Origin of the sequence: Desulforamulus aeronauticus DSM 10349 (genome assembly GCF_900142375.1) — a bacterium.
Classification (GTDB): Bacteria; Bacillota; Desulfotomaculia; order Desulfotomaculales; family Desulfotomaculaceae; genus Desulfotomaculum; species Desulfotomaculum aeronauticum.
In genome coordinates this window covers 87911-107282 of the sequence record NZ_FRAR01000010.1, presented here as the reverse complement: position 1 = coordinate 107282, position 19372 = coordinate 87911, and the positions used below count along the sequence as shown (strand labels likewise).

At 43.7% G+C, this 19372-nt stretch carries 17 protein-coding genes and 1 riboswitch; of the genes, 15 read left to right on the top strand and 2 right to left on the bottom strand.

Features of this window, described 5'->3' with window-relative positions:
- Window positions 1-47: 47 nt before the first annotated feature.
- Window positions 48-479, bottom strand: a complete 432-nt coding sequence (locus BUA78_RS06720; RefSeq protein WP_072912323.1) for a hypothetical protein — start codon at window positions 477-479, stop codon at window positions 48-50.
- Window positions 480-493: 14 nt separating this feature from the next.
- The gene (locus BUA78_RS06715) at window positions 494-823 is read right to left on the bottom strand and encodes a nucleotide pyrophosphohydrolase (RefSeq protein ID WP_072912321.1); all 330 of its coding nucleotides are present in this window, start codon (window positions 821-823) and stop codon (window positions 494-496) included.
- A 168-nt stretch (window positions 824-991) separates the two neighbouring features.
- On the opposite strand from BUA78_RS06715, the gene BUA78_RS06710 reads away from it, so the two are divergent.
- From BUA78_RS06710 to purS, 15 genes are all read left to right on the top strand, one after another.
- Window positions 992-1702, top strand: a complete 711-nt coding sequence (locus BUA78_RS06710) for a hypothetical protein (RefSeq protein WP_072912318.1) — start codon at window positions 992-994, stop codon at window positions 1700-1702.
- Window positions 1703-1859: 157 nt separating this feature from the next.
- A complete protein-coding gene (gene hpt / locus BUA78_RS06705) occupies window positions 1860-2399 on the top strand; it encodes a hypoxanthine phosphoribosyltransferase (protein ID WP_072912315.1) in 540 nt (179 codons plus the stop codon).
- 12 nt (window positions 2400-2411) lie between these two features.
- On the top strand, window positions 2412-3953 hold the full coding sequence (gene guaA, locus BUA78_RS06700; RefSeq protein WP_072912312.1) for a glutamine-hydrolyzing GMP synthase: 1542 nt from the start codon (window positions 2412-2414) through the stop codon (window positions 3951-3953).
- An 842-nt stretch (window positions 3954-4795) separates the two neighbouring features.
- Complete coding sequence (locus tag BUA78_RS19665) at window positions 4796-5020, top strand: hypothetical protein (RefSeq protein ID WP_084082332.1); 225 nt, start codon at window positions 4796-4798, stop codon at window positions 5018-5020.
- An 8-nt stretch (window positions 5021-5028) separates the two neighbouring features.
- Window positions 5029-5307 carry a helix-turn-helix domain-containing protein gene (locus BUA78_RS06685; protein ID WP_238456748.1) on the top strand — a complete coding sequence of 93 codons (279 nt, stop codon included), beginning with the start codon at window positions 5029-5031 and terminating at the stop codon, window positions 5305-5307.
- 2 nt (window positions 5308-5309) lie between these two features.
- Window positions 5310-6875 (top strand): type I restriction-modification system subunit M, encoded by a 1566-nt coding sequence (locus BUA78_RS06680; protein WP_072912304.1) that lies wholly within the window; start codon window positions 5310-5312, stop codon window positions 6873-6875.
- Window positions 6868-7977, top strand: a complete 1110-nt coding sequence (locus tag BUA78_RS06675; RefSeq protein ID WP_072912302.1) for a restriction endonuclease subunit S — start codon at window positions 6868-6870, stop codon at window positions 7975-7977. The genes BUA78_RS06680 and BUA78_RS06675 overlap by 8 nt, the downstream gene beginning before the upstream one ends.
- Window positions 7978-8004: 27 nt before the next feature.
- The gene (locus tag BUA78_RS06670; protein WP_072912301.1) at window positions 8005-11130 is read left to right on the top strand and encodes a type I restriction endonuclease subunit R; all 3126 of its coding nucleotides are present in this window, start codon (window positions 8005-8007) and stop codon (window positions 11128-11130) included.
- A gap of 464 nt (window positions 11131-11594) precedes the next feature.
- Window positions 11595-12191 (top strand): PilZ domain-containing protein, encoded by a 597-nt coding sequence (locus BUA78_RS06665; protein ID WP_072912299.1) that lies wholly within the window; start codon window positions 11595-11597, stop codon window positions 12189-12191.
- A 371-nt stretch (window positions 12192-12562) separates the two neighbouring features.
- Window positions 12563-14365: an adenine deaminase gene (ade, locus tag BUA78_RS06660; protein ID WP_072912297.1), complete on the top strand. Its 1803-nt coding sequence runs from the start codon at window positions 12563-12565 to the stop codon at window positions 14363-14365.
- Window positions 14366-14505: 140 nt separating this feature from the next.
- Window positions 14506-14605: riboswitch (purine riboswitch) on the top strand.
- A gap of 259 nt (window positions 14606-14864) precedes the next feature.
- On the top strand, window positions 14865-16241 hold the full coding sequence (locus BUA78_RS06655) for an NCS2 family permease (RefSeq protein WP_072912295.1): 1377 nt from the start codon (window positions 14865-14867) through the stop codon (window positions 16239-16241).
- 18 nt (window positions 16242-16259) lie between these two features.
- A complete protein-coding gene (purE, locus tag BUA78_RS06650; RefSeq protein ID WP_072912293.1) occupies window positions 16260-16793 on the top strand; it encodes a 5-(carboxyamino)imidazole ribonucleotide mutase in 534 nt (177 codons plus the stop codon).
- A 32-nt stretch (window positions 16794-16825) separates the two neighbouring features.
- Entirely contained in the window at window positions 16826-18118 is a 1293-nt protein-coding gene (gene purB / locus BUA78_RS06645; protein ID WP_072912291.1) for an adenylosuccinate lyase, read from the top strand.
- Window positions 18119-18229: 111 nt separating this feature from the next.
- Window positions 18230-18937 (top strand): phosphoribosylaminoimidazolesuccinocarboxamide synthase, encoded by a 708-nt coding sequence (purC, locus tag BUA78_RS06640; protein WP_072912290.1) that lies wholly within the window; start codon window positions 18230-18232, stop codon window positions 18935-18937.
- 184 nt (window positions 18938-19121) lie between these two features.
- Window positions 19122-19370, top strand: coding sequence for a phosphoribosylformylglycinamidine synthase subunit PurS (gene purS, locus BUA78_RS06635; protein WP_072912288.1), 249 nt, complete (start codon window positions 19122-19124; stop codon window positions 19368-19370).
- The last annotated feature ends 2 nt before the right edge of the window (window positions 19371-19372 follow it).

Below are 19372 nucleotides of genomic sequence, written 5' to 3'. Positions count from 1 at the left end.
GTCTGAGACTAGTGGAGGCTTAGTTTTTAGTGTTCGTTAGCGTTTTTTTATTCATGAATGATCAAAGCCAGGGCATATTGACCGTCTTCTACGGCTTGCAAGGCGGCTAGGAGATCGTCTGAGTAGGAGATGAGATCAGCTTGCTCATGTTGGCTAAAGCCGAGGATAGTCTCTAGAACAACTTGCTTTAACAAGCTTAGGGTAGAGTGTTCACCATTGGCCACCTTTTGTAGGAGACTGCTCTTATCTTTCAGCGTGTTGATAAATGAACAGTCACCACCAGGATACAGAGTGAAGACCGGTAGGGGAGCATTGTGGGAATTTTCACTAAGTGCTTTCATGCGTCCCAGTAAAACACCCAGGTTAGTAAACCCATGGGAAAGAATATAATCTTCTTGTAGGAAGTCCTTGGTTAGCCTGTCCAGGATGGACAGAGGATGAAGACTACCTGCTTTTTTAAGTAGAACTATTTTAGCCATTCGAAGACACCCTCCTACTGTTCCTCAGGTTGGATGCGGGTCCAGCGGTTGCTGTCCCGTTCCCGATATTTATTCATCATATCTTGAAAGGCCTTGTCCAGGTCGATGTTTAAGGAATTAGCAAAACAGCCGATAATGAACAAAATATCCGCCAGTTCCAAAGCTAGGTTTCCCTCTGCTTCCTCCTCTTTCTTAGGCTTTTGGCCATAATGGTGATTGACCTCCCGGGCCAGTTCACCCACTTCCTCTGTTAACCTGGCCAGCATGGAAAGGGGGTGCCAGTAGCCCTCCTCAAACTGACTGATCCAGCCATCTACATCATTTTGCATATCCTTAAGACTCACAGAAACCCCTCCAAATTATCCAACGAAATGATACAGGTATATTATACCATTGACTCCCTTATATTGTTACCCCTGGAGCCTTTTTCATGTGTTGGGTGTGTTATTGGCATAAAGTATCCCTTTTAACCGTATTATTAAACAAGAACAAAGCACCTGGGGGGGTTAATTGTGCTCACACCAAGATGGATATTCTTAAATAGACGCAGGCTTGGACCAATTGCGGCGGTTGCTGGATTAATTTTACTGATGATTGTCATCAGTAAGTTTTGGTTTTTCGGAACCACCCGTGTAGATGAGGCAAAAACCTTGGAAGAAGCCTTGGATAAAACCTTTGCCAGTCAGAGTTTTCGCTTTGTGGTGGAATCGAAACTGGTAGGGGAAAATGAGTTTTACAGCAAGGTTGAGGGTGAGCGAGTATTGCCGGACAAGGTACATATTAAGGGGACAGTTCTTAAGACCCCGGTTGAATTTACTCAGATAGACAACAATACTTACATGAAGGACCCCTTCTCCGGTAAATGGCTTACCCTAAAAGATATGAAGATGTCCCAAACAGAGTTGTTTGTAAGCGAATTAAATCCGTTAGCCAATTTTAATTTTAAAGATATACCCGAACAATCCTTGGTGGGTGAAGAACGGTTAGATGGCACTAAATGTTTGGTCTATGAGCTGAAACCTAACGTAGAGAATGTTTTTTTAGAAGATCAATTTGATGATTTTTATTATAAGGTGTGGGTAGATAAAAATGAACTCACCATCCGTCAGGCCACCATCCGAGCTAACAAAGTGGGTAGTGACCCCGGTGGTTTAGAAATCCTCATTAAACTTTGGGATTATAACGGAGTTTTAAAAATTGATGTTCCAGTGGAACAGCAATAAATTATTTGGCCGTTCTTGACAAGAACGGCATTTTTAATGGGACTCCAGGAGAACCTAAACATGAGAATAAAAAAGGAAGTTTTTATGACGCCTATTGACGAAAAAAAGACTTTTTTGTTATGCTCTGTTGGTAGAATATTGGCAAGGAGTGAAAAACATGCATCCCGATGTGGAAAAAATACTGTTAGATGAAGAGCACATCAAAGAGCGGGTAGCTCAGTTGGCCCTGCAGATTTCTCAGGACTACCAGGGTGAAAGTATCCTGATGGTAGGGATTTTGAAGGGTGCCATGGTCTTTTTAGCTGATTTGGTGCGCCATATCAATGTTCCCACTTTTTTTGATTTTATGGCAGTATCCAGTTATGGAGCCGGTACTGTTTCTTCCGGAGCAGTACGTATTTTAAAGGATTTGGATAAAAGCATCCATGGCAGACATGTCATTATTGTGGAGGACATTGTGGATACCGGTCTAACCTTGCAGTATTTAGTAGAAAACATCAAAGCCCGGGGACCTGCTAGTTTGAAAGTTTGTACGTTGTTGGACAAGCCTAGCCGCCGTAAAGTGGAGGTACCTATTGATTATAATGGTTTCTCCATTCCCGATGAATTTGTGGTGGGTTATGGTTTGGATTATAACGAGAGATACCGTAATTTACCCTATATTGCTGTATTAAAACCAGAAATTTACCAGATTTAAGGAGGACATGGCATGTCTTTAGCCGAACAGGAACTGATTTTAGTCCTGGACTTTGGAGGGCAATACACCCAACTTATTGCTCGCCGCATTAGGGATTGCAATGTATACTGCGAAATTGAACCTTATAACGTAGCAATCGATAAAATTAAAGCAAAACAGCCCAAGGGTATTATTTTCTCTGGTGGACCGTCCAGTGTTTACGGGGAGAATGCACCTACCATTGATCCACGGGTATACGAACTAGGTGTTCCAGTATTGGGCATTTGCTACGGTATGCAACTCATGACCCACCAACTGCAGGGTAAAGTAGTTTCTGCAGAAGATCACGAGTATGGCCGTACCAACCTGAAGATCGTTCAGTGTGATAATTTATTTAAAGGATTGGCAGCAGATGAAGAATGCTGGATGAGCCATGGAGACCGCGTAGAGGCAGTTCCTCCGGGTTTTGAAATAACTGCCAGCACTGATAAGGCTCCCATTGCAGCCATGGCCAATAAAGAAAGAAGTCTTTATGCAGTGCAGTTCCACCCGGAAGTTTTACATACCCCCAGGGGTACAGAAATATTAAAGAACTTCCTCTTTGCTATCTGTAGCTGCAGTGGCACCTGGAATATGGGTTCTTTCTCCACAGAAGCCATTCAGGAGGTCAAGCAACGGGTAGGTAACCGCAAAGTACTTTGCGCCCTGAGTGGCGGTGTGGACTCTTCGGTAGCAGCCGTATTGGTACACCGAGCAGTGGGCGATAATCTCACCTGCGTCTTTGTGGATCACGGGTTGTTGAGGAAAAATGAGGCCGAGCAGGTAGTCAAGACCTTCCGTGACTTATTTAATATTAAACTGGTGCATGTGGATGCTTCCGAGCGTTTCCTGGAAAAATTAAAGGGTGTTACCGACCCGGAACAAAAACGGAAGATCATTGGTACTGAATTTATCCGAGTGTTTGAGGAAGAATCCAGAAAACTAGGCGAAATTGATTTTCTTGTACAGGGCACCCTGTATCCCGACGTGGTGGAAAGTGGCACTGCCACGGCAGCGGTGATTAAATCCCACCATAACGTGGGGGGACTGCCCGAAGATATGAAATTTGAATTGGTGGAACCCCTACGCTGGCTGTTTAAGGACGAAGTTCGTCGGCTGGGTGAGGAATTAGGCCTACCCGCTGAAATTGTTTGGCGCCAGCCTTTCCCCGGCCCAGGTCTTGCAGTAAGGATTCTGGGAGAGATTACTAAGCCGAAGCTGGAGATTTTGCGGGAAGCAGATTTCGTGGTTACCGATGAAATCAAGCGGGCAGGCTTAGATAGGGAAATCTGGCAATACTTTGCCGTTCTGCCCGATATGCGCAGTGTTGGTGTCATGGGTGACGGTCGTACCTATGCTTATGCTGCCGTAGTACGGGCTGTCTACAGCCACGATGGCATGACTGCCGACTGGGCTAAGATTCCTCACGACATCCTGGGCAATATCTCCACTCGCCTGGTGAACGAGGTGGCCGAGATTAACCGAGTGGTTTATGACATCACCTCCAAGCCTCCTGGCACCATTGAGTGGGAGTAGGATTGAGGTGGCGTAATGCCTTGGTTTATAAGGGTTAGATAGGTTTGATTTCTTTGTACTGGTGGTTTAGAATTTTGACTGTTTTTTAGGTCATCTAAACCACCAGTTTTGTTTTACCAGCAAAAGGAGAAACTCAAAGGAGCTGGTACTATGAAATCAAAAAATGGACTTAAACGAAAGAGTATGTTAAAGAACCAGGATTTAGCATTTGTGGAGTTACAGAAACAAAAGGTTAACAATCTATCAGAGTATACAATTCAGTTTTATAAGGTGAGCTGCAGGACATTTAGTAAGTTTGTAAACCTAGAAGAATTAAAAGTATTTAATGTTACCAGGGATTTGATAGACGATTACATCCTTTTTCTAAGGGATACTGGGGGTAAAAGGATGTTACTATAAATACATATATTCATGGGATTTCCTCAATCATTAAATATGGTATGGATTAATAATAAAGTTCCCTTTTAAAGAGATAAAAACGGTTATTGAGGGTTTTTTATAAAATAGTGTGAGTTAAGGAGACAATAACATAGCGTATATTAAAGGGGCTGTCTTACTGCGACAGGCCCATTATATTTTGAGACGGGATTGATTAATATGGAAAAAGCTAAAACATGTTGTTTTACAGGGCATCGCAGATTGCCGAAAGATAAAATCAAGCGCATCATAATACGCCTTAACCAAGAGGTAGATAACCTCATCAGTCAAGGCGTAACAAACTTTATATAGGGAGGTGCGCTTGGGTTTGATCAGATAGCAGCCTCATTGATTGTTGCGAAAAAGGAGATGGGGTATAACGTCCGGCTGATATTTGCTTTTCCTTGAAGAAATCAAGATGAACTTTGGAACGCAGAACAGAAAAGCTATATCGTGGGTTGATTGGTGAAGCGGATGAGATTATTTATGCTTCTAAGGATTACACCGACGGCTGCATGAAAAAGCGGAATCAATATATGGTGGATAGGTCGGCTTATTGCATTTGTGCTCAAGTATATCCGACTGGGGGAACAGCGCAGGTGAGATATGCAAGAGAAAAGGAGTTGCAGATTATCAATGTGGCCGGCTGAGGAAAAAATTGCCGAAAAATACACACAATGCTATGTCATGTGCTATACTTTTCGGTGGGGTGATGTTTATGAATTTTCCTTCCATCGTCAAATATTCGCGTGAAAAGCTGGGCATGAGCCAAGAGGAAATGGCACACGCCCTACAAATTAGCTTTTCGACCATCAATAGGTGGGAAAACGGAAAAACTCATCCTAACAAAATGACTCGCTCAGTGTTTTTTGATTTCTGTGAGAAACATGGAATTAAGGCGCGAGAAATGCTTCAAGAAGATAATCAGGGGGAATAGATATGGCAGTATTAAATAGTTCAATTGAGAAAAAATTGTGGGATGCTGCTGACGCCCTGAGAACTAATTCAAAATTGAAGTCGTCAGAATATGCTACTCCAGTTTTGGGGCTGGTGTTTTTGCGATTTGCAGATTACCGTTTTACACAGGCATCACTTGTGATTGACAAAGAATTTGAAAACAGCCGGAGAGAGCCGAGCGCAATTGACTATCAAAGGTTGCCCGGTGTAATGTTTGTGCCTCCCAAGGCGAGATATAATTATTTGCTTAATCTTCCAGAAGGTGAAGATATCCAGCAAGCTGTTATTCAGGCGATGAAAGATATTGAAGAAGTGAACCCAAAGTTGAAAGATGTGTTATATAAACACTATACTCGTGTGCCCAAAGACCTACTTCTATCTCTTTTGAAAACATTCTCAGAGATTGACATGCAAGAGCATAATGGTGATACCTTTGGTGCTATATATGAGTATTTTCTTAGTAAGTTCGCCTTGTCCGAAGGGCAAAAAGGTGGCGAATTTTTTACGCCAACCACGCTGGTTCAGCTTATCGTAGAGATATTGGAACCGAACAAAGGGAATATTCTCGACCCTGCCTGTGGCAGCGGCGGTATGTTTGTGCAAAGCGCAAAATTTGTGAATCGACATAGTGGGAATGCTAATAGTGATATTAGTATATTCGGACAGGAGAACATCACCGATACCGTCCGGCTATGTAAAATGAACCTTGCTGTTCATGGATTAGAAGGCGATATAAAGGAGTTTAATACATACTATCAAAATGTACACGGTTGCTATCAGAAAATGAATTATGTCATGGCCAATCCGCCCTTCAACGCAAAGGGTGTTGATAAAGAGCGTATTAAAGGCGATAAGCGATATCCTTTTGGCATCCCGACAAATGACAACGCAAACTATCTGTGGATTCAGGAGTTTTACAGTGCCATGAAGCCGGGGCAAGGTAAAGCTGGTTTTGTTATGGCTAATTCTGCTGCCGATGCACGGGGCAGCGAGCTTGAAATCCGTAAAAAGATTATTCAGTCGCAAGCTGTTGATGTGATGATATCAATCGGCTCCAACTTCTTCTATACGGTGACACTGCCCTGTACCCTTTGGTTTTTCGACAATCATAAGGAACGCCATACCAGAAAAGATACGGTGATGTTCATTGATGCTCGCAATATCTTCACACAGATTGATCGCGCCCATCGTGAATTTTCACCTGAACAGATTGAGTACATTGCCAACATCGTGCGGCTCTATCATAATAAGGATATTGAAACTCGTGATGGAAGCGGGACTTTGCTTGCTGAAAATTTTCCTGATGGAAAATATCAAGATATTGCAGGGCTATGCAAGGTTGCCACCATTGAAGAAATTGAAGCGCAGGGCTGGAGCTTGAATCCGGGGCGCTATGTGGGCACTGCGGTCGAAGAGTTTGATGAAGAAGATTTTTGGGAGACTTTCTCTGCGCTGAATAGCGAATTGCAATCGTTGAATAGTGAGGCCCAGGAACTGGTAAGGACAATAGAACAGAATTTTCTATTGCTGGTGAAGGGGAATGAGTGATGTTACATTATCATCTGTCTGCGTAGATATATTTGACTGTGAGCACAAAACCGCACCGACTTCGCAATCGGGATATCCGTCAATACGCACGCCAAACATTGGACGAGGTTTTATCATTTTCAATGATCTGAATCTTGTTGATGAAGATACATACAAAGCATGGACAAGGAGAGCGGTTCCTCAGAAAGATGATATTATTTTTGCCCGTGAAGCACCTGTTGGCAATGCAATTATTATCCCTGAAAATTTTTATCCTTGTTTGGGGCAAAGAACGGTCTTGATTCGCCCGAATAGTGATATCGTAAATCCGCGATATCTGCTATATAGTCTGCTTGGCAATGAAATGCAAGCACAAATACACTCCCTAACCAATGGTGCTACTGTACATCATCTAAACGTAAAAGATATCAAAAATCTTAAGATTATAAATTTTCATGAAAGAGCTGAGCAAGACAAGATAGCAGAAATGATAACTGTATACGACAACCTAATTGAAAACAACAATCGCCGCATTGCCATTCTGGAAAAAATGGCGCAGAAGCTCTACCGAAATGAAAGCTTGAAATCGGAAACCACTTGTCTGCTCGGAGAACTTGTAAGGTTCAGACGTGGAAAAACTATTACCAAAGCCACAATATCCGAAGGTAATGTTCCGGTGGTAGCAGGTGGCATCCAGCCTGCTTATTATCATAATCGAGCAAATGCAAAAGCACCCGTATTAACGGTGAGCGCATCAGGTGCAAATGCTGGATATGTCAATTTATATCATGCTGATATATGGGCATCAGACTGCTCTTTTATAGATATCAACGACACCGAGAATGTATATTATTTTTATGTAGCAATGAAAGATTTGCAAAATCAAATTACTTTTATGCAAAGAGGCTCGGCACAGCCTCATGTATATCCAGATGATATATCGAGGCTTGAGATACCGGCTTTGTCGCGAGAATTGGTGGATAACTTAAACAAGATATTAACTGATATCTTTAATTCCATCGGGAATCTCAAAAGTAAGAACGAAGTTTTACACAAAACCCGCGACCACCTTCTCCCACGCCTAATTTCAGGCGACATTGATGTATCAAAGATAGAACTATAACGATTAAACAAGTTTAGGGGTGAGTTGATGAACTCATACACCGAAGACCATCTGGTTGAGCAGCCGGCGATGGAACTGTTGCAATCCATAGGATGGGAAACTAAAAATTGTTATGATGAAGACTTCGGTAAGGAAGGCACGTTAGGGCGTGAAACTACTTCTGAGGTAGTTTTAACGCGCTACCTTCGTGATGCCATAAAGCACCTCAATCCACACATAAATCTCGATGCTGTTGATATCGCTGTTAATGAGATAACGAGAGACCGTTCCAGCCTCAGTCCGTTAAAGGCTAATCAGGAGATTTATCAATTGCTTAAGGATGGTGTGCCGGTTACATATCGAGATGAATACGACGAACAGGTAGATGGTCGGGTTTATATTGTTGATTGGAAAAATCCAGAGAACAATCATTACCTTATGGTCAATCAGTTTTGGGCTTCAGGTCCAATTTATAAGCGCCGCGCAGATATTGTTGGCTTTGTAAATGGTATCCCATTTGTGTTTATGGAGCTAAAGGCAAATCATAGAAATATTGCTGATGCCTATAATGCCAATTTACGCGATTATAAGGACACTATTCCGCAAATATTCTGGTACAATGCTCTGATTATCTTATCAAACGGTAGCCATAGTAAGGTCGGCAGTATAACATCTACCCTCGACTTTTTCAATGAATGGAAGAGGGTAGATTCCGAGGAGGAAGAAATCAAGGTCAGTCTTGAAGCGATGCTTCGAGGTGTGTGTGACCACGGCAAGCTCTTGGATATTGTAGAAAATTTTGTTCTCTACAAAGATGATGTGGCAAAAATAGTACCTAAAAATCATCAGTATTTGGGTGTAAATAATGCCATAGAAGCCGTACATGACATTAAAAACCGTGATGGCAAGTTGGGTGTCTTCTGGCACGCTCAGGGCAGCGGCAAGAGTTTTTCGATGGTTTTCTTCACTCAAAAGATACTCCGCAAGATACCGGGCAACTGGACGTTTGTTGTGGTAACGGATAGAAACGATTTGGACGACCAAATCTATAAAACCTTTAGCTCTGTTGGTGCAATCAATGAGGATTGTCAGGCCGATAGCTGCGAAGGGTTGCGCCAAATGCTTAAAGAAGACCACAAAATGGTCTTTACGCTGATACAGAAATTCCAATGGGAGGGTGTAGCCAAGCCTGTCACTCTCAGGGATGATGTTATCGTCATAACGGATGAGGCGCACCGTAGCCAGTATGATACGCTGGCACAGAATATGCGTAGAGCGTTGCCCAATGCCTCTTTTATCGGCTTTACTGGAACGCCGCTCATGCAGGGCGATGCAGTTACTCGTGATGTGTTCGGGAATTATGTAAGTGTATATGATTTTTCTGCCGCCATTGAGGATGGGGCGACGGTTCCGCTTTACTATGAAAATCGCATACCTGAATTGCAGCTTATCAATGAGGACTTAAACGACGATTTGAACCATGTGATAGAAGATGCCATGCTGGATGACGACCAAGAGGCTCGGATGGAGCGTGAGTTTTTGCGCGAGTATCATCTTATCACCCGCGAAGAACGCCTTGATAAAATCGCTGAGGATATCGTTTCCCATTATATGAATAGAGGCTATATGGGGAAGGCGCTTGTTGTAAGCATTGACAAAATGACCGCTGTAAAGATGTATTTTAAGGTAAAAAATGAATGGGCAAAATATCTGGCAAAACTCAAATCAGAGTTGGCAACGGCAAGCGATAATGAAGCAAAGGCTTTGGAGATTAGAATCAGCTATATGGAAGAAACCGACATGGCTGTTGTTATATCCTCATCGCAAAATGAGGTTGACGATTTCCGAAAGAAAGATATTGATATCTTACCTATCCGCAAGCGTATTCAGAAAGAAACGCTTGATGAGCATTTCAAAGATGCTGAACACCCGATGCGCATAGTTTTTGTATGTGCCATGTGGATTACAGGATTTGATGTGCAATCGCTTTCTACTGTTTATCTGGACAAGCCAATGCGAAACCATACCCTTATGCAGACCATTGCAAGAGCCAACCGTATTTTTGAGGGTAAAACAAATGGGTTGATTGTCGATTATGTCGGCGTATTTCGAAATTTGCAGAAGGCACTATCTATTTACGCAAAGCCCGGAACCGGTGGGATAGATGTGCCGGTTAAGAACAAGGAACAGCTTGTAAATGACATGATCGAAACCATAAGTCAAGTTAAGGGTTTCTGCCTTGAGAACAATATTGACCTAAATCGGACTATCGCGGAAACCAGAGGGTTTGAGAAAATAGCCCTTATGGACGATATGGTTGATGCTTTGGTCGCTTCGGACGATACAAAGAAAAAGTTTATGCAATATGCTTCTTTGGCTTGGCGTATTTTCAAAGCAATTTTGCCAGATGCGAAAGCAAATCAATTTGAGGCTGTGTGTCAACTGCTAAGGAGTTTATCTGAAAAAATCCGTTCTTTAACGGCTCCACCCAATATTGACCATGTAATGGCTGACATTGAGCAGGTGCTTGATTTGTCAATTGATGCAGAGGGGTATATCATAGCAGAGGATGCGGAAAACACTATAGACCTTTCTGGCTTAGATTTTGAGAAGATGCGACAGGGTTTTGCTAAGAAGCACAAGAACACGGAAATGCAAAAACTGAAAACAAAAATTGAGCAGGTATTATTCAATATGGTTGCTCAAAACAGAACCAGAGCTGATTATTTGGAGCGCTTTGAGAAGATGATTGAAGAATATAATTCGGGAAGTAAAAATGTTGACATCATCTATAAGAATCTTGTTGATTTGGCTGAAACATTGAATGATGAACAAAAACGTCATATTCAAGAGAATCTATCCGAAGAGCAATTGGCCTTATTCGACATTTTGACTAAGCCGGAGTTTGATTTGACCGAAAAGGAGAAGCAACAAGTGAAGGTGGCGGCTCGCCAGCTACTTGAAACCCTAAAAACCGAGAAACTTGTGCTTGACTGGAGGAAAAAGCAGCAAGCTCGTGCGGAAGTCCTGTACACAATAGAAAAAGTTTTGGATGATGATCTTCCACGTTCTTTTTCAACAGAGCTTTATCGCAAGAAGTGTGAATTGGTTTATCAACACATTTATGATAATTACTATGGTGATGGACGCAGCATCTACGACATTGCCAGTTAACAATGGTTGATAACAAAACCTTGATAGCTTTTTGATAACACAATATCAGCGAACATCGAGAAGGTGGATAACTGGTATCAAATGGAGTAAAAACCTATCACGAAACATAAACAGAATTGTTTAGAACAGGCTTTAAATTTGCGAGTGGGAGTAGGGTAAAAACAGCTTCTTTATGGATGAATAGTTTGACCAGTTGTTCCTAAAAAGAACAGCTGGTCATTTTAGACATGCATTTTAGAGATGAGATGTTCGAATATTATACATTTTTTTGTTTTTACACGCATAATTTCTGGCATGGTTTTTGTATTAGTAAAGGTTAACCTCTTTGGTGTATTGTTATTAGGGTGGCTATATAGGCCACTCTTTTTATTTGATATTTTTCCCAACTATTTTCCATGTAAAGAAGGATAAAAGAAAAATATGGCAAATTTCTACATATCGGATATCTAGTTAGGGGTAGTTGCATGAACTCGAAAGTGGATACTTTTGTCCCAGGTACGCCCATTAGTATTATCTGTTCTTTGGATGACTTGGCGTATGCTGGGGAGATTGTGGCAAATTACGGCAGCTTTTTAGTTATCAAGACAGCTCGAGGTTGTCTTCCAGCTGGCCAACAGATGCAAATAATGGTTCAGCAGGTAAGCTGCCCAATATCCTTTGAGAGCTATATTTGCTTTATGGATGAGGAAAATCACAAGGGATATTATTGTATCCACGTACCCGTTGACCTAGTCAGCAAAGAACGACGTAAGTATCTTCGATTAAATATTGAACTGAAATTGACCTATGAAGTTGAAGCTCGGCTGATTCAATCAAAGACCATCAATGTCTCCGCTGGAGGAGCCTATTTTTTTACACCAGAACGTTTAGCCTTGGGGCAGGAGATTAAACTGGAGCTTCATCTGCCGGAGGTAGTGCTGCTTTTAAAGGCGAAAGTGCTGCGGGTAATGCAAAATGCAGCCAGTGTTGAGTTTTATGAAGAAATCGATAAATTAGAGGTATTGGCAGATTTTTTGTACCGTTTCTCCTTAGTCAAGCAGATTTTTAACGCCACAGAATAGGGTGTTTATTTTGTTGGCAAGGGGAGACAGCCTTACTGCTAGAAAGTAGTTATTAAGTATAATAGCCAATATGCTTAGGAATTGGCCCGGGCGTTGCTACCCAGCAACCGTAATGGCTGGATTACGGAGGGAAAATATACCGCGGGTTCCACAACCTCCGGGAGGTTGGTTTTGCTCTTAGCGGTACAGGCGATTTTACGTTACACCGCTAGGAATAAAAGCCCAGGCGGCAGGTTTCACTCTATCAAGATGAGACCTGCCGCCTGGGCTTTTATGAAGGCCATTGGCTAATTGGCTAAAGCTGTGCCCAGTTGCCAGTGATAATTTAGGCAAAATCTTTTCATACTATCAGTCAGTAGGAGGAGTTCGACATGAAAAAAAGATATTCTTTAGCGGAAGTTACACAGGAATTGGCGTTTGTGGCTATGGGCCGTAAACCGGCAGAGGTGGTTTTAAAGAATGGCCGACTGGTTAATGTAAATACCGGGGAAATTATGCCGAACATGGATATCGCTATTACCCACGGTCGAATTGCTCTGGTGGGAGATGCTTCCCATACCATTGGTGAGGGTACTCAGGTGATCGATTGTCAGGGCAATTATCTGACCCCCGGCTTTATGGATGGCCATATCCATGTTGAGAGCAGTATGATGACAGTACGAGAATATGCCCGCAGCGTGGTACCCCGGGGGACCACCACCATTTATATGGACCCCCACGAAATTGCCAACGTGCTGGGCATGGATGGTATAAAATTAATGATTGAGGATGGTAAACAAGTACCGCTGCGTGTTTACGTAGCCATGCCTTCCTGCGTACCGGCTACACCCGCCTTTGAAGATGCCGGTGCTGTGCTGGGGCCGGATGAAATTCGGGAGGCGATGCAGTGGGAAGCGGTGGCCGGACTGGGAGAAATGATGAATTTTCCCGGTGTAATGTATGGCGATCCCAGCATTCATGCTGAACTTCAGGCCACCTTGGGGGCCAACAAGACCATCACCGGACACTTTTCCATTCCAGAAACCGGTCAGGGGTTAAACGCCTATGTGTCCACCGGCATTCGTTGCTGCCATGAGTCTGTACGGGCGGAGGATGCTTTGGCTAAAATGCGGTTGGGTATGTATGCTCAGCTCAGGGAAGGTTCTGCTTGGCACGATGTTAAAGAAACCATTAAAAGCATTACTGAAAACCGTATTGATAGCCGCTACGCCACATTGGTTAGTGATGATACCCACCCGAATACCTTGCTATCTCTGGGCCACTTGGATCATATTGTGAAAAGGGCTATTGAGGAAGGGGTAAACCCGGTGACTGCTATCCAAATGGTTACCATTAATGTGGCCCAGTGCTTTAGCATGGACCGTGATTTAGGCAGTATTTCCCCAGGTCGCTGGGCAGATATTCTCCTCATTAGCGATCTAACCAAAGTGAAGGTGGAAAAGGTTTTGGTTAACGGAGAACTGGTGGCAGCAGGGGGACGTATGTTGGTAGACCTGCCACCGGTAACGTATCCTGAATTTGCCCGTCAGTCCATGCACCTGGCAGCACCTTTAAAACCGGAAGACTTTATTGTCTCCACGAGTAACCCCGAAACCACCAAGGTACAGGTGCGTGTCATGGAAATTATGGAAGCCAAGGTGGGCACCTTGGCCCGTGAATGCCTGCTGCCGGTACAACAGGGCGAAGTAGAAATTGATCTGGCGCAAGATATCATCAAGGTGGCTGTTATTGAACGTCACAAAGCCACGGGAACGATGGGTAAAGGTTTTGTCAAGGGTTTCCACCTAAAGGCAGGAGCGGTGGCTTCCACCGTCGCTCACGACAGCCATAACCTGTTAGTGGTCGGTACCAATGATAACGATATGGCGCTGGCTGGGAACAAGCTGGTCGAGGTAGGTGGCGGTATGGTGGCAGTACGGGACGGCCAAGTGATTGCCTTACTACCTCTGCCCATTGCCGGCTTAATGTCTGACCAATCGGTGGAACAGGTGGCAGAGTTAGTGGAAGAGTTGGATCAGGCCTGGAAAAAGTTGGGTTGCCATTTAATTTCACCCTTTATGACCATGGCCTTGTTGCCTTTGGCAGTGCTGCCGGAATTAAGACTTACCAACCGGGGCTTGGTGGATACCGTCAATTTCCAATTTATTGATTTAATTGTATCTGAGCAAGTATAGAAAAGAAAATAATAACTGAAAAGTTAGTATGGATAGCACCATCCCCTGCGACAATATTATTTTCTATGCCCCGCGATTTGTAAATTGTAAAAATTTGTCCTAACTCGTTGACAAACGTTCTTGGTCTTGTTACTATTGGGTTGTGCAAATTGAATATTTTCCGTATATGCTTGGGAATTGGCCTGAGCGTTTCTACCCGGCAACCGTAATTGCTGGACTACGGAGGGAAAGTGTACCTAGGGTTCCACAGCCTCTGAGGGGTTGGTTTGGTCCAAGCGGTACAGGCGTTTACGCTACACCGATAGGGATAAAAGCCCAGGCGGTAGGTTTCACTCTGATGAGCTGGAATCTATCGTTCTGGGTTTTTTTGGTTTTCTTAGATGGCTGTTACATCCTCTGTTTGTATGGAAAAAATGTAAGAGGTAATAATAACCTGGAAAAACCAAGGAACACTGGGTACACCGAAATTATCTTTTTTATTCTAAGGAGGAAGCATCACGTGTTGGAACAGTTATTTAAACTCCAAGAAAACAAAACCACAGTTAGAACTGAAATTGTGGCAGGCCTAACAACCTTTATGACCATGGCCTACATTCTGTTCCTCAACCCCAATATCCTTGCCGGAACCGGTATGGATAAGAATGCAGTGTTCTTTGCCACCGCTGTGGCAGCCGGTGTTGTTACCATTGCCATGGGTCTGTTTGTTAATTTCCCCATTGCACTGGCTCCCGGCATGGGTCTGAACGCTTACTTTGCTGCAGTGGCTGCTCAGGGAGTGGGTATGCCCTGGCAAGTTGCACTAGGAGCCGTATTTATTTCTGGTATTATATTTTTTATTCTTACAATAACTCAGGTTCGTCAAATCTTGATGGTGGCCATTCCTAATTCACTAAAACGGGCTATTACTGTTGGTATCGGCTTGTTTATCACCGTCGTTGGTTTAAAAATGTCCGAAATTACCATTATTAAAGCGGGTCCCGTCATTCCTCCTACCCTGGAAGCCTTACAGAAGGATGGCGGCGTAGCTACCCTAAATTTCTTCGAATGGAACATTTTCATGGGTTCCTTCCATAACCCCTCTACCATGTTGGCGATTATTGGCCTAGTCATCACTGCTATTCTAATGGCGAGAAAAGTAAAGGGCTCCCTGTTAATTGGTATTGTTATTTCCACTCTGATTGGTATCCCTATGGGAGTTACCGTCATCCCCGAAAATTTCACCCCCTTTTCCATGCCTAATTTCAGTGGTTTATATGTAGGCCATCTGGATATTATGGGTGCTTTGAAAATGGGTCTCTGGACAGTGGTATTTACCTTTACCTTTGTGGAACTGTTCGATACCTTCGGTACTTTAGTAGGAACCGCCAACAAAGCGGGTCTGCTAGATAAGAATGGTCAGTCCCCGAAAATTGGTAAAGCTATGCTGGTGGATGCACTGGGTGTTTCCTTTGGTTCCTTTATGGGTACCAGTACCGTAACTTCTTATGTAGAAAGTGCTGCCGGTGTAGGCGAAGGAGGACGTACCGGTTTGACCGCTGTGACCACCGGTGTGATGTTCCTGCTGGCGCTGATTATTGCACCGCTGGCCGGTTTAATTCCCAGTGCCGCCACTTCTCCTGCTTTAATCATTGTCGGACTTTTGATGGTATCTGCTATCAGTGAAATCGATTTTAATGATTTTGCCGAAGGGTTTCCTGCCTTTATGACACTGATTTTAATGCCCTTAACTTATAATATTGCCAACGGTATTGCTGCTGGGATCATTTTCTACACTATTTTAAAAGTGTTGTCCGGCCGGGCTAAAGAGGTTCACTGGATGATGTATCTGCTCTTTGTCATCATTGTTGCTCGCTTTGTTTTCTTAGGTGGAGAATAAGTTTAGGAGGTTTGAACGATGAATCCTCAGGTTGGTATTGTACTAGGTAGTGACTCTGATCTGCCCTTGATGAAAGACGCTGTCAAGCTGTTCGATAAGATGGGGATTTCTTATGAACTAACCATTTCTTCTGCTCACCGGGCACCAGAAAAAACAGCTACCTATGCTAGAACGGCTGAAGACAGAGGCCTCAAGGTAATTATTGCTGCTGCTGGCTTGGCAGCGCACCTGCCTGGCGTTATTGCGGCTCACACCATACTACCCGTGATTGGGGTGCCGGTTAAATCCGGTGCATTGGATGGGGTAGATGCTCTGTATTCCATTGCCCAGATGCCGCCAGGAATTCCTGTGGCCTCGGTAGCCATTAACGGGGCGAAAAATGCAGCCATACTGGCAGTACAAATACTGGCCACAGCGGATGAAGCATTGGCAAACAAACTTCGACAGCTTAAAGAGGATTTGGCTCGGGAAGTAGAAGCAAAGGATGCACGCCTAAAGGAGCTAGGTGTTGAAGGCTACTTATACCCTATAGGGCACGAGACGAATAAATAGTTATAGTTCATATGAACGGAGGAACCGATTCCATGATTGATCGCTACACCTTACCTGAAATGAAACATATCTGGTCGGATCAAAACAAGTTTCAAAAGTGGCTTGATGTGGAAATTGCTGCTTGCGAAGCCATGGTGGAACTGGGTCAGGTTCCGGCTGAAGCGGTAGAAAACATTAAGGCCAAGGCCTACTTTACCGTAGAACGTATTTTAGAAATCGAAGAAGTTACCCGGCACGACGTCATTGCTTTTTTAACCTGTGTGGCCGAAAACGTTGGGGAAGACTCTAAATACATCCATATGGGCCTAACCTCTTCTGATGTTGTGGATACCGCGCAATGTGTTCGTATGAAAGAAGCCGGTGAACATGTCCTAAAGCGTTTGCAGCGTCTCCGTGAGGTGTTACTGGAAAAGGCCAAGGAACATCGTCAAACTCTGATGATTGGCCGAACCCATGGTATCCATGCCGAACCCATGACCTTTGGTTTAAAGATGCTGCTGTGGGTGGCTGAAACGGAACGTAATCTTGAACGTTTGGAGCAGGCCATTAAGGCAGTCAGTGTTGGGGCCATCTCTGGTGCGGTAGGAACCTATGCCAATATTGATCCTCGCATCGAAGCGTATGTTTGCCGCAAGCTGGGGCTAAAACCCGCCCGGGTGTCCACCCAAATTCTCCAGCGGGATCGACATGCCGATTATCTTTGCACCATGGCTGTCATTGCCGCCTCCCTGGATAAGTTTGCCACTGAAATTCGCAACCTGCAGCGGACAGATATTTTAGAAGTGGAAGAGTATTTTAATAAGGGACAAAAGGGTTCCTCGGCCATGCCTCATAAGCGTAACCCCATCACCGCTGAAAACGTTTCCGGGCTCAGCCGAGTGGTGAAGGCCAACGCTATGGCAGCTTTGGATAACGTGACTCTCTGGCATGAACGGGATATTTCCCATTCCTCTGCCGAGCGGGTGATTATTCCTGATAGTACTACCGCTCTGGACTTCATGATTTTCCGATTTACTGGCGTTATGGAAAAACTTCTGGTGTATCCAGAGAACATGAAGCGTAATCTGGAAAAAACCTTGGGCTTGGTATTTTCCCAACGAGTATTGCTAGCCTTGGTAGACAAGGGATTAACCAGAGAACAGGCCTACGAACTGGTGCAGCGTAATGCCATGGAAGCTTGGCGTACCGGCACTCGTTTTATTGAATTACTGGAAGCCGATGCAGCTATCAAACAACAACTCACTTCCGAAGAATTACAAAGCCTCTTTGATTACAGCTACCACTTGGGCCATATTGACGATATTTATGCAAGGTTTGGGTTATAGAGTCTAAATCTATGTAGAAATAAGGTGAGTGTAATAAGGTAAGACTTAGATTTTTAACAACCTAAGTCTTACTCTCACCCATCTCACCGCTCAAAAGAGGGAGGAGTTCCTGTGCAGAAGTTAGAGATGATTTATGAAGGTAAAGCCAAGAAGGTGTATCGTACCGACAGCCCCGATTTATATTGGGTGGAGTACAAAGACGACGCCACGGCCTTTAACGGTCAGAAAAAAGGCACCATTGATAACAAAGGCGTGGTAAACAACAAGTTATCTGCTGTTTTCTTTAAAATGTTGGAGGAAAAGGGGATTGCCACTCATTTTGTGCAATTGATTAATGACCGTGAAATGGTTGTTAAAGCTGTGGAAATTATCAAGGTAGAAGTAGTGGTAAGAAATATTGTGGCTGGCAGTTTAGCCAAAAGAGTAGGTTTACCGGAAGGAACGCTTCTGTCGAAAACGGTTCTTGAATATTATTATAAAGATGATGCACTGGGTGACCCACTCATTAACGCTTCTCACATTGCTGCACTGAATTTAGCCACCCCGGAACAAATGGCTATCATTAAAGAAATCTCCCTGCAAGTAAACGATATTCTGCGAGAATTTTTAGCTCCTGCCAACATCGACCTCATTGACTTCAAATTGGAATTCGGCTTACACCATGGTCAAGTGTTGCTAGCTGATGAAATCTCCCCCGACACCTGTCGCTTCTGGGACAAAACCACTGGAGAAAAACTGGATAAAGACCGCTTCCGCAGGGATATGGGCGGAGTAGAAGATGCGTATCAGGAAGTGCTAAAGCGGCTCGGTGGAGAGTAGGGCCGATTTAGAACCTTTAGCCATTAGTACCTAGTTGTTACGATTAATGGTAAGAATAAGTTGATGGAAAGAAAAAGAAAAACCGGCTTACACTTTGGAAAGAAAGTTTTGAAATAAAATCTAAAAAAGCCAATTTACAGAATAGCAAAACTATAAGCTTAACACAAAAAAGGGGGTACTAGCGTTGTTCCAAGCCAAAATTTACGTTACCCTTAGAAAAAGTGTTCTTGATCCGCAGGGCGGTGTGGTCCGTAAGTCACTTTATGCCATGGGATATCAAAATGTACCGGAGGTTCGCATTGGCCGTTATATGGTAGTGGACCTCGAGGTAGCAGATCAAGACGCAGCAGCCAAGCAAGTTCGGGATATGTGTGACAAGCTGCTGGTAAATCCGGTCATTGAAGATTATACATTTGAATTGGTGGAGGTGTAAAG

Bases quoted from the DNA above. Each gene is read 5' to 3' on its own strand.
- BUA78_RS06720 (WP_072912323.1), bottom strand. From the start codon at position 479: ATGGCTAAAATAGTTCTACTTAAAAAAGCAGGTAGTCTTCATCCTCTG.
- hpt (WP_072912315.1), top strand. From the start codon at position 1,860: ATGCATCCCGATGTGGAAAAAATACTGTTAGATGAAGAGCACATCAAA.
- guaA (WP_072912312.1), top strand. From the start codon at position 2,412: ATGTCTTTAGCCGAACAGGAACTGATTTTAGTCCTGGACTTTGGAGGG.
- BUA78_RS06680 (WP_072912304.1), top strand. From the start codon at position 5,310: ATGGCAGTATTAAATAGTTCAATTGAGAAAAAATTGTGGGATGCTGCT.
- BUA78_RS06675 (WP_072912302.1), top strand. From the start codon at position 6,868: ATGAGTGATGTTACATTATCATCTGTCTGCGTAGATATATTTGACTGT.
- BUA78_RS06670 (WP_072912301.1), top strand. From the start codon at position 8,005: ATGAACTCATACACCGAAGACCATCTGGTTGAGCAGCCGGCGATGGAA.
- BUA78_RS06665 (WP_072912299.1), top strand. From the start codon at position 11,595: ATGAACTCGAAAGTGGATACTTTTGTCCCAGGTACGCCCATTAGTATT.
- ade (WP_072912297.1), top strand. From the start codon at position 12,563: ATGAAAAAAAGATATTCTTTAGCGGAAGTTACACAGGAATTGGCGTTT.
- purE (WP_072912293.1), top strand. From the start codon at position 16,260: ATGAATCCTCAGGTTGGTATTGTACTAGGTAGTGACTCTGATCTGCCC.
- purB (WP_072912291.1), top strand. From the start codon at position 16,826: ATGATTGATCGCTACACCTTACCTGAAATGAAACATATCTGGTCGGAT.